Consider the following 15,430-nt stretch of genomic DNA (forward strand, 5'->3'; position numbering starts at 1 on the left):
CCCCCCCCCCCCCCCCCCCCCCCCCCCCCCCCCCCCCCCCCCGGCCGGCATCCTGCTCACCGCCACCGCCGGCAGCCTGCGCATCATCCAGCTGCGGCGGCGTACGAAGAAGGACATCAAGAACCGCTGAGGCCCGCCCCGCTCACTCCCACTCGATGGTGCCCGGGGGCTTGCTGGTGATGTCGACCGTGACCCGGTTGACCTCCTCGACCTCGTTGGTGATGCGGGTCGAGACGGTCTCGAGGACCTCGTAGGGCAGCCGGGCCCAGTCGGCGGTCATCGCGTCCTCCGAGGTGACCGGGCGCAGCACGATGGGGTGGCCGTAGGTGCGGCCGTCGCCCTGCACGCCGACCGAGCGGACGTCGGCCAGCAGCACCACCGGCATCTGCCAGATGTCGCGGTCGAGCCCGGCGCGGGTCATCTCCTCGCGCACGATCGCGTCGGCCTGGCGCAGGATGTCGAGCCGCTCGCGGGTGACCTCGCCGATGATCCGGATGCCCAGGCCGGGGCCCGGGAACGGCTGGCGGTGCACGATCTCGGCGGGCAGGCCCAGCTGCTCGCCGACCAGGCGCACCTCGTCCTTGAAGAGCGTGCGCAGCGGCTCGACGAGCTCGAACTCGAGGTCCTCGGGCAGGCCGCCCACGTTGTGGTGGCTCTTGATGTTGGAGGTGCCGGCGCCGCCGCCCGACTCCACCACGTCGGGGTAGAGGGTGCCCTGCACCAGGAACGCGACCTTGTCGCCGCCCTCGCCGGTCACGGCGTCGGGCATCTTGTCGGCCAGCACCTCGGCCTCGGCGGCCTCGAAGGTGCGGATGAACTCGCGGCCGATGATCTTGCGCTTCTCCTCGGGGTCCGAGACGCCGGCGAGGGCGTCGAGGAACTGCTTCTCGGCGTCGACGACGCGCAGGTCGACCCCGGTGGCGGCCACGAAGTCCCGCTCGACCTGCTCGGTCTCTCCCGAGCGCATCAGCCCGTGGTCGACGTACACGCAGGTGAGCCGGTCGCCGATGGCGCGCTGCACGATCGCGGCGGCCACGGCCGAGTCGACGCCGCCGGACAGGCCGCAGATCGCCTGGCCGCGCTCGCCGATCTGGGCACGGATCGACTCGATCTGCTCCTCGACGATGTTGACCATCGTCCAGGTCTGGCGGCAGCCGGCGATGTCGACGAGGAAGTGCTCGAGGACCTGCTGGCCGTGCTCGGTGTGCAGCACCTCGGGGTGCCACTGCACGCCGGCCAGGCCACGGTCGACCTGCTCGAACGCCGCGACCGGGGTCTTGGTGGTCTCGGCGAGCACCGAGAAGCCCTCGGGGGCCGCGGTGACCGCGTCGCCGTGCGACATCCACACGGTGTGCGACGACGGCACGTCGGCCAGCAGGGTGCCCGCCTCGCCGACGGTGACCGGGGTCCGGCCGTACTCGCGCGAGCCGGTGCGCGCCACGGTGCCGCCCAGGCCGGCCGCCATCAGCTGGAAGCCGTAGCACATGCCGAAGACCGGGGTGCCCGACGTGAAGATCGTGGGGTCGATGCCCGGCGCGCCCTCGGCGTAGACCGAGCTCGGGCCGCCGGAGAGGATGATCGCCTTCGGCTTGCGGGCCAGCATCTCCTCGACCGGCAGGTGGTGCGGCACGATCTCGGAGTAGACCCGTGCCTCGCGCACCCGTCGGGCGATCAGTTGCGCGTACTGCGCCCCGAAGTCGACGACCAGCACGAGGTCGTGGTCGGGGATGCCGGGGGTCACGTCGCTCATGGGGCCAGCCTATCGGCGTACCGGCCCGGGCCTCGGGTCGCCACCTGCCCCGGACGTGTCAGGCCGGGGACTCCTGCGGCGCCCAGAAATAGCACCAGGGCCCGGCCGGGGAGGGAGGATGGCCGGGCCCTGATCGTCCACGCCTCTGTTGGACAGCAGCTTGGACAAACGACCCGACCTTTGGGAGGGAGCATGACTGCCGGGTCTGACCTTCACAACGAGGTCGATCTCAGGGGGTTACGTGGGTGACGGGCTTTCCCGCACCTTTTTTTCGTGGGCTAGACATCCAGCCTCAGCTGACTCCCACGATGGGCAGCCGCAGGGCGCCGGGAGCGCCCTCCGGGACCACCGGGTGCAGCGGCGCGACGGGGTCGACGCGGCGGTAGTCGGCGCCCAGCCCGGGACGCCGGTCGGCCTCGCCCTTGTTGGGCCACAGGGCCATCGCGCGCTCGGCCTGCGCGGTGATCGTCAGCGACGGGTTGACCCCCAGGTTGGCGGTGATCGCGGCGCCGTCCATCACGTGCAGGCCGGGGTGGCCGTAGACGCGCTGGTAGGGGTCGATCACGCCGCTCTCGGGCGAGTCGCCGATCGCGCAGCCACCGATGAAGTGGGCGGTCAGCGGCATGTTGAAGGGCTCGCCGATGTTGCCGCCGGCCGTGCCGCCCAGCACCCCGGCGATGCGGCGCACCGCGTCGTTGGCCGCCGGGATCCACGTCGGGTTGGGCGCGCCGTGGCCCTGGCGCGAGGTCATCCGCCAGTGCCCGGTGAGCCTGTTGCGCTTGCCGTAGGTGGTGATCGAGTTGTCGAGGCTCTGCATCACCAGCGCGATCACGGTCCGCTCCGACCAGTGCTTGAGGTCGTAGAGGTTGGCGATCTCGCGGCGCTGGGTCCACATCTCCTTCAACCACGCGCGCCAGCGCGGCCCGTCGCCGTCGCCGTCGGTGAGCACGGTCTGCATCATCGCCATCGCGTTGAAGCCCTTGCCGTAGCGCACCGGCTCGACGTGGGTGTCGGCGTCGGGGTGGAAGCTCGACGTGATCGCGACGCCGTAGGAGTAGTCGGTGGTGTCCGACTTGGGTGCGATGGCGCCCAGGATCGACTCGGAGTTGGTGCGCGAGAGGTAGCCGAGCCGGTCGGAGACGCGCGGCAGGTGGCCCTCGTCCTTCATCCGGTGCAGCAGCTTCTGGGTGCCGAGGGAGGCCGCGGCCATCACCACGTGCTCGGCGGTGAGGGTGCGGGTGGTGCGCGCGGTGGCGCGCTTGGCCTTGGTGTACTTGATGGTCACGTCGTACCCGCCGCCCTCGCGGGGGCGGATGCGGGTCACGGTGCTCAGCGGCATGACCCGCGCGCCCTGCTTCTCGGCGAGGTAGAGGTAGTTCTTGACCAGGGTGTTCTTGGCGTTGTGCCGGCAGCCCGACATGCACTCGCCGCAGTTGAGGCAGGCGTTGCGCGCGGGGCCCGCGCCGCCGAAGAAGGGGTCCTCGGCCTGCTCGCCGGGCTGCTGGCCCGGGCCGCCGAAGAAGACGCCCACCGGGGTGGGGTGGAAGGAGTCGGCCACGCCCATGTCGCCGGCGACCTTCTCCATCACGTCGTCGGCCGGGGTGCGCACCGGGTTCTCGACCACGCCGAGCATCCGCTTGGCCTGGTCGTAGTAGGGCGCCAGCTCGGACTTCCAGTCGGTGATGTGGCTCCACTGCGGGTCGTTGTAGAAGGCCGGCAGCGGCTCGTAGAGCGTGTTGGCGTAGACCAGCGAGCCGCCGCCGACGCCCGCCCCGGCCACGATCATCGTGTCGCGGACCGCGTCGATGCGCTGGATGCCGTAGCAGCCCAGGGCGGGCGCCCACAGGTAGCGGGTGAGGTCGAAGGTGCCCGAGGCGAAGTCGTCGTCCTCGAAGCGGGCGCCCGCCTCGACCACGCCCACGCGGTAGCCCTTCTCGGTCAGCCTCAGCGCACTCACCGAGCCGCCGAACCCGGAGCCGATCACCAGGACGTCGTAGTCGTGCTCGCTCATGTCAGGGCCTTCCCAGCTTCTTCATCACACGCAGCTGGGCGGTCATCACCCGTGCGTAGGTCTCGTCGGACATGCCCAGCATCGGGGCGATGCGGATCAGCCGCTGCGTGGCGACCGACTGGGTCTCGGTGTAGCGGTGGATGCCCTCGCTCCCCTGGCGCCGCCCCATCCCCGACTGGCGCATCCCGCCCATCGGCGAGTCGATGGAGGCGAAGGTGGCCGCGAAGGCCTCGTTGACGTTGACGGTGCCGCAGGCGATCTCGCGCGCGATCGCCCGGGCCCGGGCGCCGTCACGGCTGTAGACCGAGCCGTTGAGGCCGTACTCCCCCGCGTTGGCCCGCGCCACCGCGTCGGCCTCGTCGTGGAAGCGGTAGAGCGAGACCACGGGCCCGAAGGTCTCCTGGCCGAAGCAGGTCATCTCGGGAGTGACGCCCTCGAGGATCGTCGGCTCGAAGACGTAGGGGCCCAGGTCGGGCCGGGCGCGCCCGCCGGTGAGCACCCGCGCGCCCTTGGCGACGGCGTCCTCGACCTGGCTGGTCACGGTGTCGAGCTGCGCCTGGCTGACCAGCGAGCCCATGTCGTTGCCCCACTGGAGGCTCGCGCCCAGGGTCATCGCCTGGGTGCGTGCCACGAAGCGCTCGACGAAGCGGTCGTAGACCTGGTCGGCGACGAAGAGCCGCTCGGCGGAGACGCAGAGCTGGCCGGCGTTGGAGAACGAGGCACGCACCGCGCCCTCGGCGGCCTTCTCGACGTCGGCGTCGCGCAGCACCAGCATCGGGTTCTTGCCACCCAGCTCGAGGGAGCAGCCGATCAGCCGCTCGGCGCAGCCGGCAGCGACCCGGCGGCCGGTGGCGGTGGAGCCGGTGAAGCAGATGTAGTCGGCCTGGCCGATCACCTGGGGGCCGACGTCGGAGCCGGGGCCGGCCACGACCTGCCACAGGTCCTTCGGGAAGCCGGCCTCCTCGAGCAGCTGCGCACCCAGCAGCGCTGAGAGCATGGTCTGGGCGTCGGGCTTGGCCACCACGGCGTTGCCGGCCATCAGCGCGGGCAGCCCGTCGCACAGTGCCATCGTGAAGGGGTAGTTCCAGGGCGAGATGATGCCCACGACGCCCTTGGGCACGCGGTTGACCTCGACCCGGGTCAGGCCGGGCACCACGCCGAGGCGACGCCGGGGGTCGAGGTGCTGGTGCGCGGTGCGGGCGTAGTAGCGCGCGGTGAGCGCGATGTGGATCGGCTCGTCGAAGGCGTGCTGACGAGCCTTGCCCGACTCCCAGACGATGAGGTCGAGGATCTCCTCCTGGCGGTCGATCACCAGGTCGTGCAGCCGCATCATGATGGCCGAGCGGTGCTCGAGGCTGGTGCGCGCCCACGCGGCCTGGGCGCGCCGCGCCCGGGTGAAGGCCTCCTGCACGTCCTGCTCGCCCGACTGCGGCACGTGCGCCAGCGGCGCCCCGTTGATCGGGGTGCGCACCTCGGCGGTGCGCCCGGTGCTGCTGCGCACGCGCCGGGTCAGCGAGGCGACGTACTCCGGCTCGAGGGCGTACGACGCGGTCGGGTCGTGCTCGGGGTCGTGCGGCCCGTCGAGCGACGGGGCACCGGGCCGGTCGGGCTGCTGGGCGTTCATGTACCGAGAGTATGTGACCGCGGTCTCGCTCACTACCGATTGGTAGCGAGTGTGCTCTTTTACACAGCAAAAGAAAGTGTCAAGCGCCCCGGGACCACAGGTCCCGGGGCGCTCGATGACGCCGGAGCACTCGCCCAGAGGCTGCTCAGATGGCGAGGTCGATCTTCTCGTCGACGCCGCCACCACGGAGGGTGAGGGTGAACTTCTTGAAGCCGCTGCTCTTGACCTGCGTGCGGAAGCTGCTCTTCACACCGAGCTTGAGCACCTTGGTCTGACCCGCTACCAGCTTGATCTTGCCGTAGCCGATCTGCTTGCCCTTGGCGATGCCGCCCGACTCGGAGCCCAGCGAGATCGCCTTGCCGGTCAGGGTGCAGGGGGCCGCCCCGCACGAGACGGTGACCTTGATCTTGCTGCCCGCCGCGTTGTGCTGGGCACCGGCGGCACTGATGCTCGGCGTGGCCGGCTCGCCGCCGGCGATGGCGGTGATGGTGTTCGAGCCGCTGGCCGACCTGGTGCCGGAGGTCACGACCGCGGTGCTGGTGATCTGCTTGCTGCCGCGCTCGCCGCCCAGCGAGGACTCCAGGCACACCGCGCTGACCTCGGCCCGGGCCTTGTCGCCGCTGTCGTTGAAGAACTGGTGCGACCGGGTCTCGTAGCGCGGGTCGAAGCCGACCTGGAGCAGGCCGGGCTCGGTGGCGCTGAAACCGCCGGCCACGGCGTACGTCGACGGCCCGCAGCTGGTCTCGACGGAGCCGGAGGCGCCGTCCTCGATCATCCGGGCGACGGGGTCGACCGAGCGCAGGCCCAGCTGCGCGCTGTGCCCGTGGGCGGGAGCCGTGGCCAGGTCGAGGCACGCGACCGAGACCTTCAACCTGCTGTCCTCCTCGAGCTCCTCGGCGGTGAAGGACCACCCGGCGCCCTGGGGTGCCGAGGAGGTCATCAGGCCCGACCCGGCGGTGAACTCGAACGAGGGCGCGATCGCGATCTGTCCGCTGGCGCAGGAGCCGCTGGTCGCGGCGATGACGCCGTCGCCGTCGGCGCCCGTCGCGGTGCCGGTCGTGTACGTGACTCCGCCGACCAGTGCGTGGGTGTGGCTGGAGCCGGTGGTCTGCGTGGCCAGGCAGCTCACCCGCAGCTTGCCGGTGGCACGGGCCCCGTCGTTGACGACGCTCGCCACCCAGCCCGAGCGTCCGTCGACGGTGGCGGCGCGGCTCTCGGTGGTGAAGACGTCGGTGGCGCTCGAGGCGTGCACGCTGTCGAGCTGCAGGCTGCCGTCGGTGACGACGTGCCCGGCCGGGCAGGCCAGCGAGGCGGTCGTCGCCTTGCCGGCGGGCAGCTCGACGAACTTCTCCTCCTTCACGTAGACCAGCCGGTGCCCGGAGTCGCTGGGCGCCGGGGCGGTGAAGGCGTCGACGGTGGCGGTGACGGTGCGCGGCGCGGCCGTCGCGCCGGCGGCCAGGTCGCCGAGGGTGCAGGTGAGCGTGGCGCCCGTGGCGCTGCACCCCGGCGCGCTGGTGAGCGTGAGGCCGTCGGGGACGGTGTGGGTGATGACGGGAGCGGTGGCCACCGAGCCGCCGGTGTTCTTGACCGAGAGCGTGTAGACCACGCTGTCGCCGCCGGCGGCCGTGGTCTTGTCGGCGGTGATGCTCAGCTCGAGCCGGGGCGCCGGTGCGGCCGAGGCGGGCGCGAGGAGCAGTGGCAGGCCCGCGAGGCCCAGGGTCGTGGTCACGGCCACGGTGGTGGCCAGATTTCGTGTGCGCTTCAGGCGCATGGTGGAGTCCTCCCCCTCATGCGGCGAAAACCCCTCCCCGCCGCGTCGATGTGGGTCCCACTCTCGGCCCGCGCATGCGCCGCATCGACGACTCGGGACCGGCCCTGGGGTCGACCTGGCCCGAGTGGGCCATGCTCCCTGGGGTTGCCGGTCGCACCGGTCTCGACCAGGTGTCCAGACGTCCGAGCCCCGCCCGCGGGGAGGGACCGGACCCTCCCCGCACAGGCTAGCCCGCCGGCGGCGGGGTGTAGATGGACTTGACCTCGGTGTACTGCGCCATCCCCTCGGGCCCGAACTCGCGGCCCACCCCGGAGGCCTTGAAGCCGCCGAAGGGCGCGGCGAAGTCCATCGTGTAGGTGTTGACCCCGTAGGTGCCGGTGCGCACCTGGCGGGCCACGTCGATCCCGGCCGCCAGGTCGGCGGTCCACACGGTCCCCGCGAGGCCGTAGTCGGAGTCGTTGGCGATCCGCACCGCCTCCTCGACGCCGTCGTAGGCGATCACCGAGACGACGGGCCCGAAGATCTCCTCCTGGGCGATGCGCATCCGGTTGTCGACGTCGGCGAAGACCGTCGGGCGCACGTACCAGCCGCGGTCGAGGCCCTCGGGCATCCCCGTGCCGCCGGTGACCAGGCGGGCCCCCTCGCCCCGGCCGACCTCGATGTACGACGTCACCCGCTCCTGCTGCCGGCGCGCCACCATCGGGCCGACCTCGGTGGCGGGGTCGGCCGGGTCGCCGACCGGCATCGATGCGGCGGTCTGCGCCAGGGCGTCGACCACCTCGGCGTAGCGCCCGCGCGGGGCCAGCACCCGGGTCTGGGCCACGCAGGCCTGCCCGGAGTTCATGAAGGAGGTGAAGCGCAGGCCCTCCATGGTGGCGGTGAGGTCGGCGTCATCGAGCACGATGGCCGCCGACTTGCCGCCCAGCTCGAGGGAGCAGCGCTTGAGCTGCTCGCCGCACACCGCGCCGATGGTGCGACCGGCGGCGGTGGAGCCGGTGAAGGCCACCTTGTCGATGCCCGCGTGGGCGACGAGGTGGGCGCCGGCCTCGCGGCCGCCGGCCACGATGTTCACCACGCCGGGCGGTACGCCCGCCTCGTCCAGCAGCTCGGCCAGCAGGTAGGCGTCGAGTGGCGACTCCGGGGCGGGCTTGGCGACCACCGTGCACCCCGCCAGCAGGGCCGGGACCACCTTGGAGACCAGCGTGAACTGCGGGACGTTCCACGGAGCGATCGCCGCCACCACCCCGACCGGCTCGTGGCGCACCAGCACGTCGGAGCCGAGCACGCCCGGTCGGGCGGCCTCCCACGCGAAGTCGCGCGCGATCGCGATGAACGCCTCGATCTGCATCCAGGGGGCCGGCGACTGCGCCAGGTTGGCGAACGATGTGGGCGAGCCCATCTCGATGGTGATCAGCTCGGCCATGTCGCCCAGCCGGGCGGCGTACAGGCCCGAGAGGCGTTGGACGACCTCGACCCGCTCCGCCGGGGACGTGCGCGGCCAGGGCCCCTCGTCGAAGGCCCGGCGCGCGGCCGCCACGGCGGCGTCGATGTCGGCGGGACGACCCTCGGGCACCCGCGCCACGACCTGCTCGGTGTGCGGCGAGACGACCTCGATGACGTCGCCCGTGGCGGGTCGGGTCCACCGCCCGTCGATGTAGAAGGAGTCGCGGTCGAGCGCGTCGACGCCGATCGGTCGGTGGTCCTGGGTCTGGGTCATCCGGGGCTCCTGGGCTGCTGGACTGCTGGACTGGTGGCTCGGGGTGGGGTGGGGTGAGCTGGGTGTGGGGCGGTGGGTGGGCGCCGCTCAGGGCGCGAGGTCGAACCAGTCGGCGAAGCCGCTGCGGTCGTGGCGCCCGATCGCGCCGTGCTCGAAGAGGCCCCAGCCCTCGCTGGTGCGGCCCTCCTCGTGGCAGGTGCTGCGCCCGACGTAGTCGACGACGCCGAACATGGCCCTGCCGGCGTTCTCGGGGGTGGTGACGTCGTAGCTGAGCCGCTCGACGAAGCCCGCTCCCTTCCAGAGCCCGTGGCTCCAGTCGCTGTCGCCGCCGTACCCGCCGCCGAGGTGCAGCGGGGTGGGCAGCCTGGCCTCGACCTCGAGCAGCACCTCGACCCCGTCGGGGCGGGTGCAGCGGATCGTGGCGCCGGTGGCGGTGCGAGTGCCCGACGCGTAGCGCACCTGCACCAGCGGCCAGCCGAGCTGCTCGACGCGTCCGTCGGCGAAGATCCGGCTGCAGTCGTTGAAGGTGCGGTGCCCCTCGGGCGTCTCCTGCATCAGCAGCACGATCGAGAAGTCGTCGAAGCGCATCGGCACGTAGGTCCACCACATCCCGTCGAAGGGCGGGTCGGCCGGCCGCCCCGCCGGCTCGGGCTCGCCCACGGGGCGGATGCCCCACGACCGGTCGCGGGTGCCGAGCCAGGTGTCGGGAGAGACGGTGATCTCCTCGCCGTCGACGAGCATCGTGCCCTCCCACGAGCCCACCTGGGCGAAGCGCTGCGCGTCGAGGGTGACGCGGCTGCCCGAGCGCATCACGTGGGGCTGCTCCTGCACGGCGTCGAAGGAGCCCGTCCAGTGCAGGTCGAGCGCCAGCCCCTCGGTCTCCTCGAGCACCACCCGCAGGCGGCGCAGCGGCTCGGGCACCTCGATGCGGAAGGGACCGACGTGCATGTCGAGGCGGTCGTCGTCGACGGGGTCCCCGAGGTGCAGCGCGGTCTGGACGTCGCCGCGGCGCCACAGCACGAACGCGTCCTTGGTGCCGAGGTTGGGGTAGTAGCCCAGCCCCATGATCAGCAGGCGCTCGCCGCTGCGGTCGTGGGCGTTGAAGTAGCTGCGGTCGTAGAAGTTGCGGTCGCTGGTGGCGGCCCACCCCACGGGCAGCGGGGCCTGGTGCAGCGCGAACTCGTCCAGCGGTCCGACCATCTCAGGCACCCACCCTCTCCAGCGTGTCGAGCAGCAGGGGCAGGTTGTGCATCAACGACTCGATGTCGTCGGGCTCGGCGATCTCGCCGAAGTGCAGCTGCCGGAAGCCGGTGCGCATGAAGACGATGCACCACTGCAGGCCGCTGTGGACGTGGTACCAGTCGAGGTCCCCCAGCCGGACGCCGCTGGCGCGCTCGTACGTCGCCAGGACGTCGTCCTCTCGCAGGAAGCCCGGCATGCCCGGCAGGCCGAGCACCTCCACGATCGACTGGAAGACCTGGTGGGCGGTGACCAGCCAGCTGAGGTCGAGCTCGCGCGGGCCGAGCGTGGCCATCTCCCAGTCCAGCACGCCGGCGGGCTCGAAGCCGTCGTAGAGGATGTTGCCGATGCGGGCGTCGCCCCAGCACAGCACCGTGCCGGTGGTCGTCGCGGGCTCGTGGGTCTCGAGCCAGGCCAGCGCGCGCTCCGCGGTGGGCGAGGGCCCGACGTCGGCCTTCGCGAACTCGTACCAGGCACGGGTGCGGGCCAGGACGGCCCGCAGGGTGTCGGTGTCGGTGCCAGTGCCGGGGCCGGGGCCGGGGCCGGGGCCGGGGCCGGGATCGAGGAAGTCGAACCGCGACGCGGCGTCGGGCACGGCGTGCAGGGCCGCGACCACCTCGACCGTGCGGTCCTGCAGCCGGCGCTGCTCGTCGGCGGAGGCGTCGAAGAGCCAGTTGTCGCCGAAGGGGTAGGGCAGCACGTCGGGCGGCACCCGGCCCTCGACCCGGTCCATGAGGAAGAAGGGGCTGCCGAGGACCTCGCCGGTGGGCTCGATCCAGCGCACGGCCGGGACCGGCACGTCGGTGAGCTCGGCGACCAGGCGCATCGCCTCGTGCTGGCCCGCCAGGTCGTAGGCGGGGAAGACCGGCACGTCCTGCGGGGTGGGCGCGACGCGGGCGACGTACCCCCGCGTGCGGCGCTGACCGCCCTCGGTCCAGGTGACGTCGAGGACGACCGTCTCGGAGCTCATCCCGTTGGCGTCGACCCCGGAGCCGAGGGCCACGCCGGGGTCGGCACCGGCGGGCAGCCGGGCGGCCAGCCACCGCGCCAGCCTGGCGGCGGAGTCGCTCGCGTCGCGGCTGGACCGCTGCAGGGTCAGGTCGGCATCGGGTGCGACAGGCTGGCTCACGGGACTCCCCCGGTGTGACGTGGGTCATGCACGAGTTGACACGCGTCAGCGTGGTGGAACGTGTTCTCGTTTGTCAACGGCCCGCCGGCCCCGCCGCGGTTCCCCGATTTGGGCGACGCCCCCGCCTGGCCATCGGCCTAGCGTCCTGCTCGTGGTCGCCAGGGGGCCACACGACCATTCACATCACTTCGGGAGACAACGATGCGCAAGTCCGTACAGCTGCTCGCAGCAGCGACCACCATGGCCGGCCTGACCCTGTCGGCCATGCCGGCACAGGCCGACAGCACCATCGTCAAGATCAAGAAGCGGGCCCACCTCTCCGACTCCTCCAAGATCGCCTACGTCAAGGCCACCGTGACCTGCTCGGAGGACACCACCAGCGCCCGGCTGACCGCCACGCTGACCCAGGTGACCGTCGGCGGGACGCAGACCCAGACGGCCCAGGTCAGCCACTTCAACGCCTTCGAGTGCGACGGCGAGGAGGAGACGGTCTGGATCGCGATGCGCCGCCCGACCGGTGGCTTCAAGTGGGAGGCCGGCAAGGCTCGGGTCACCGACTTCGTGTTCGAGACCGCGGACCCGTCGGGCCACTACTCCGACGTCGCCAAGGGCCGTACCGTCCGTCTGCGCTGATGCACCTGATCCACTCCGCCCGCGCGCACCTGGCACGGTGCGTGGAGGACGACGTCGCGTCGGGCTTGCTCGTCGTGACGTGCCTGGTGACCGGCGCGACCATCAGCGCGGGGTTGCTCGTGCAGCTGGTGGCCTAGGCCCCCGCCCAACGGCCTCCAGGGCAATGGACCGCCCCCGGTGACGAGCTCACCGGGGGCGGTTCAACGCGCGCCCGCGACCGCCTCGGCCAGCCCGCGCGCCGCCAGCCGGTCGGCCCGCTCGTTGCCCTCGTCGCCGGCGTGACCCTTGACCCAGTGCCAGTGCACGTCGTGGCGCTCGCAGGCCGCGTGCAGCTGCTGCCACAGGTCGACGTTCTTGACCGGCTGCTTGGCCGAGGTGCGCCAACCGTTGCGCATCCAGCCCTCCACCCAGGTGGTGATCCCCGAGCGCACGTAGGTGCTGTCGGTGTAGAGCTCGACGCGCACCGGTCGCTTGAGGGCCGTCAACGCCATGATCGGCGCCGTCAGCTCCATCCGGTTGTTGGTCGTGGAGCCGGCCTCGCCCCCGCAGAGCTCGAGCTCGTGGGAGCCCTGGCGCAGCAGGGCGCCCCACCCGCCGGGCCCGGGGTTGGGCACGCACGCCCCGTCGGTGTGGATGACCACGACATCGGGCACGTCCTCGCTCACGCGCGGCATCCTCCCAGAGGGAGCCGGCTACTGCGCAGGTGACACCGAGGGCACGTGGGTGACCTGGTCCCAGGTGAAGGTGTACGCCGCACCGCCGGCCGGCACGTCCAGCACCAGGTTGTCTCCCCCGGCGGCCCCGCCGGCGCCGTAGTTCTCGTCCCACGAGTCGTCGACGGCGACCTTCCACTCGTAGCTGCCCTCGGGCAGCGTGAAGGTCGCGTGCCAGCGGCCGTCGGTCGCGTCGAAGGCCAGGTGGGTGGCCGCGCAGTCGGGCTGCCAGTCGGCCGGGCAGCCGAGCTCGTCCTGCAGGCTGCCGGCGAGCGTGACGCTGTCGCGGGCCGGCTGCGGGGCGGCGGTGCGCACCGTGACCTCGTCGCTGGTCACCGGCTCGGCGCCCGGCTCGAGCAGGACCGCGCGGTAGGTGACCTCGGTGCCGAGCTCGAGCCCCTCGATGTCGTCGGTGGCCCGGTAGGCCGGCGAGGACGTGTCGGTGCCGAGCACCTCCCAGGCCCCGTCGGGCCCGACCCGGCGCTCGAAGCGCACCGACTGGGTGGGCCGCTCGGGCTGGACCTCGGCGCTGACGGTGACCGGGTCGATGCTGCTGACCGTGCCGTCGGAGCCGGAGGTGCTCAGCGTGATGGCCGGGGCGGCGACCTGGGTGCCGCGCGCCTTCGCCAGCCGGGCGTGGCCGGCGTTGTCGAGGACGGCGGCGCGGTAGTGCACCGGGGTGCCGGTCGCCAGCACGCTGGTGTCGTGGAAGACCCGGTAGGGCGCCGAGTCGTCGGTGCCGACGCTCTGCCAGGCGCCGTCCCCGACCCGGGCCTGGAAGGTCACCTCGGCGAAGGAACGGCCGGCCACCCGTGCGCCCACCAGCATCCGGCCGCGATCGACGGCGCTGGGCCGCGGGGTGCGCAGCGTGATCGACGGGGCCCGGCGCGAGGCCGCCAGCCGCTCGCTGGCGGCGTACACCACGGTGGACAGGGCGGGCACCCGCACGCGCACCTCGCCGGAGCCGTTGGTGCGCACCCGCTGCTCCCCCGGGCCGTAGACCTTGCGGAAGGCGCCCTTGCGGACCCAGGTGGAGACCTTCGCCGAGCGTGCGGTGCTCGCGTTGTTGAGCAGCACGACGTACTCGCGCTGCTGGTCGCGGTCGAGGCGCGAGAAGGCGGCGACGCCGGGCCCGTCCTGGCCCAGCCGCACCTGGTGGGCGCCGTCGCGCAGCGCCGGGTGGCGCTCGGTGAGCCGGTCGAGGCGGGCGATGCGGCGGTAGAGCGGGTGCGTCGGGTCGAGGCTGTCGGTGGCCGGGGTCTTCGCGTCGGTGCCGAGCTGGGTGTCGTCGGCGTACTCCGGCACCTGGCTGGCGAACATCGTCTGGCGGGCCAGCTGGTCGCCGCCGGTGCCGGTGAAGCCCTGCTCGTCGCCGTAGTAGACGACCGGGTTGCCGCGCGAGAAGAACATCAGCTCGTGGCCCAGGCGGTCGCGGCGCAGCAGCTCGGCCTCGTCGGCCCCGGGGTTGTCGGCGCCGACGAAGTGCCCGAAGCGGCCCATGTCGTGGTTGCCGAGGAAGGTGGGCAGCGCGTAGGCGTTGGAGTCGGCGTCGGTGTAGAAGTCGTCGTCGACGAAGAACCGGGCCAGGTCGGCGGCGCTGGTGCCGCGCGAGGCGAAGTCGCGCGCGGCCCACTGGAAGGGGAAGTCGAGCACCGACTGCATGCCGGCGCGGGTCGTGTAGCCGGAGGTGAAGGCCTTGGCGGCGGCGTCGGCGCCGTCGAGCGCGACCTCGCCGAACATGAAGAAGTCGGGCTTGCCGTGGCTGCGGGCGTAGTCGAGCAGGCCGGGCCCGAACGCCTGCCAGAACGGGTCGTCGACGTGCTTCATCGTGTCGATGCGGAACCCGTCGATGCCGAGCTCGTCGACCCAGGTGCGGTAGATGTCGATCATCCCCTCCCGCACGGTGGGGTGCTCGGTGAAGAGGTCGTCGAGGCCGAAGAAGTCGCCGTACTGGCTGTCCTCGCCGGTGAAGGTGGTGTTGCCGCGGTTGTGGTAGAGCGTCGGGTCGTTGAGCCAGGCCGGGACCTTGAGGTCCTCCTCGCCCTCCTCGAGCACCGGGGTGTAGGGGAACGAGGTCTGGGCGTCGAGCTCGGGGAAGTCGTCGCCGCCGGCGTGGTCGCGGTCGTCGAAGGGCTCGCCGTCGGCGGTGCGGTAGGGCTCGACGTCCTTGGGCACGTACGCCGTGCGCGCACCCTCCTCGTAGCCGATGACGTCGGCGGTGTGGTTGGTGATGATGTCGAAGAAGACCTTCATGCCCCGCTCGTGGGCGGCGTCGACCAGGTCGGCCAGGTCGGCGTTGGTGCCCAGGTGGGGGTCGATGCGCGTGAAGTCGGTGATCCAGTAGCCGTGGTAGCCCGCGGAGGGTCCGTCCTCGAGCTGGACGGCCTTGTTCTCGAAGACCGGGGTCAGCCAGATGGCGTCGGTGCCCAGGCCCTCGATGTAGTCGAGCTGCTCGCGCAGGCCGACCAGGTCGCCGCCGTTGAAGAAGCCCTTGGCGGTGGGGTCGAAGCCGTGCTCGAGACGACCGCCCTCGATGCCGCCGGTGTCGTTGGCGCTCTCGCCGTTGGCGAACCGGTCGGCCATCACGAAGTAGAAGCTGTGGTCGGTCAGGCCGGTGCGCAGCGCCGGGCGGGCCACGTCGGTGGCCCGGTCGGGCCGGTCGGCGCGGACCGCCGGAGCGGTCGCAGCGCCGGCGACGGCCGGGGCGGCGGTGCTCGGCAGCGAGGCGCCGGCGGTGAGCAGGCCCAGCGCGAGCGCGCTGGTCAGGGCGGGGATCAAGCGGGTCACGGACGCCTCCCGAGAGTGATGAAGGTCACAGAGCCTGCTCACTCTAGCCCCTGGCC

General features: G+C 72.3%; 11 protein-coding genes. 2 read left to right on the forward strand and 9 right to left on the reverse strand.

Annotated features, from left to right (window positions below):
• Positions 1-142: 142 nt before the first annotated feature.
• The 7 genes from guaA to ABKW28_RS09615 form a co-directional block, all read right to left on the reverse strand.
• Positions 143-1,750, reverse strand: a complete 1,608-nt coding sequence (guaA, locus tag ABKW28_RS09585) for a glutamine-hydrolyzing GMP synthase (protein ID WP_193666990.1) — start codon at positions 1,748-1,750, stop codon at positions 143-145.
• A gap of 292 nt (positions 1,751-2,042) precedes the next feature.
• Positions 2,043-3,761, reverse strand: coding sequence for a GMC family oxidoreductase (locus ABKW28_RS09590; RefSeq protein ID WP_193666989.1), 1,719 nt, complete (start codon positions 3,759-3,761; stop codon positions 2,043-2,045).
• Position 3,762: 1 nt separating this feature from the next.
• Positions 3,763-5,385 (reverse strand): succinic semialdehyde dehydrogenase, encoded by a 1,623-nt coding sequence (locus ABKW28_RS09595; protein WP_348608742.1) that lies wholly within the window; start codon positions 5,383-5,385, stop codon positions 3,763-3,765.
• Between the two features lie 145 nt (positions 5,386-5,530).
• On the reverse strand, positions 5,531-7,156 hold the full coding sequence (locus tag ABKW28_RS09600; RefSeq protein ID WP_348608745.1) for a DUF11 domain-containing protein: 1,626 nt from the start codon (positions 7,154-7,156) through the stop codon (positions 5,531-5,533).
• A 226-nt stretch (positions 7,157-7,382) separates the two neighbouring features.
• Positions 7,383-8,873: an aldehyde dehydrogenase gene (locus ABKW28_RS09605; RefSeq protein ID WP_348608748.1), complete on the reverse strand. Its 1,491-nt coding sequence runs from the start codon at positions 8,871-8,873 to the stop codon at positions 7,383-7,385.
• Positions 8,874-8,960: 87 nt separating this feature from the next.
• Positions 8,961-10,073 carry a hypothetical protein gene (locus ABKW28_RS09610; RefSeq protein WP_348608751.1) on the reverse strand — a complete coding sequence of 371 codons (1,113 nt, stop codon included), beginning with the start codon at positions 10,071-10,073 and terminating at the stop codon, positions 8,961-8,963.
• Position 10,074: 1 nt separating this feature from the next.
• A complete protein-coding gene (locus tag ABKW28_RS09615; RefSeq protein ID WP_348608754.1) occupies positions 10,075-11,241 on the reverse strand; it encodes a phosphotransferase family protein in 1,167 nt (388 codons plus the stop codon).
• A 201-nt stretch (positions 11,242-11,442) separates the two neighbouring features.
• Between ABKW28_RS09615 and ABKW28_RS09620 the strand changes: the two genes are divergently transcribed.
• Positions 11,443-11,874 (forward strand): hypothetical protein, encoded by a 432-nt coding sequence (locus ABKW28_RS09620; RefSeq protein WP_348608757.1) that lies wholly within the window; start codon positions 11,443-11,445, stop codon positions 11,872-11,874.
• Complete coding sequence (locus ABKW28_RS09625; protein ID WP_348608760.1) at positions 11,874-12,011, forward strand: hypothetical protein; 138 nt, start codon at positions 11,874-11,876, stop codon at positions 12,009-12,011. The genes ABKW28_RS09620 and ABKW28_RS09625 overlap by 1 nt, the downstream gene beginning before the upstream one ends.
• A 63-nt stretch (positions 12,012-12,074) precedes the next feature.
• Here the strand turns inward: ABKW28_RS09625 and rnhA are convergent, their stop codons facing one another.
• Both rnhA and ABKW28_RS09635 read right to left on the reverse strand, forming a co-directional pair.
• Positions 12,075-12,527, reverse strand: coding sequence for a ribonuclease HI (gene rnhA, locus ABKW28_RS09630; RefSeq protein WP_348608836.1), 453 nt, complete (start codon positions 12,525-12,527; stop codon positions 12,075-12,077).
• A gap of 39 nt (positions 12,528-12,566) precedes the next feature.
• Positions 12,567-15,374 carry an alpha-amylase family glycosyl hydrolase gene (locus tag ABKW28_RS09635; protein WP_348608763.1) on the reverse strand — a complete coding sequence of 936 codons (2,808 nt, stop codon included), beginning with the start codon at positions 15,372-15,374 and terminating at the stop codon, positions 12,567-12,569.
• Between the last annotated feature and the right edge of the window lie 56 nt (positions 15,375-15,430).

Origin of the sequence: Nocardioides sp. 31GB23, from assembly GCF_040012395.1 — a bacterium.
GTDB classification, from domain to species: Bacteria; Actinomycetota; Actinomycetes; order Propionibacteriales; family Nocardioidaceae; genus Nocardioides; species Nocardioides salarius.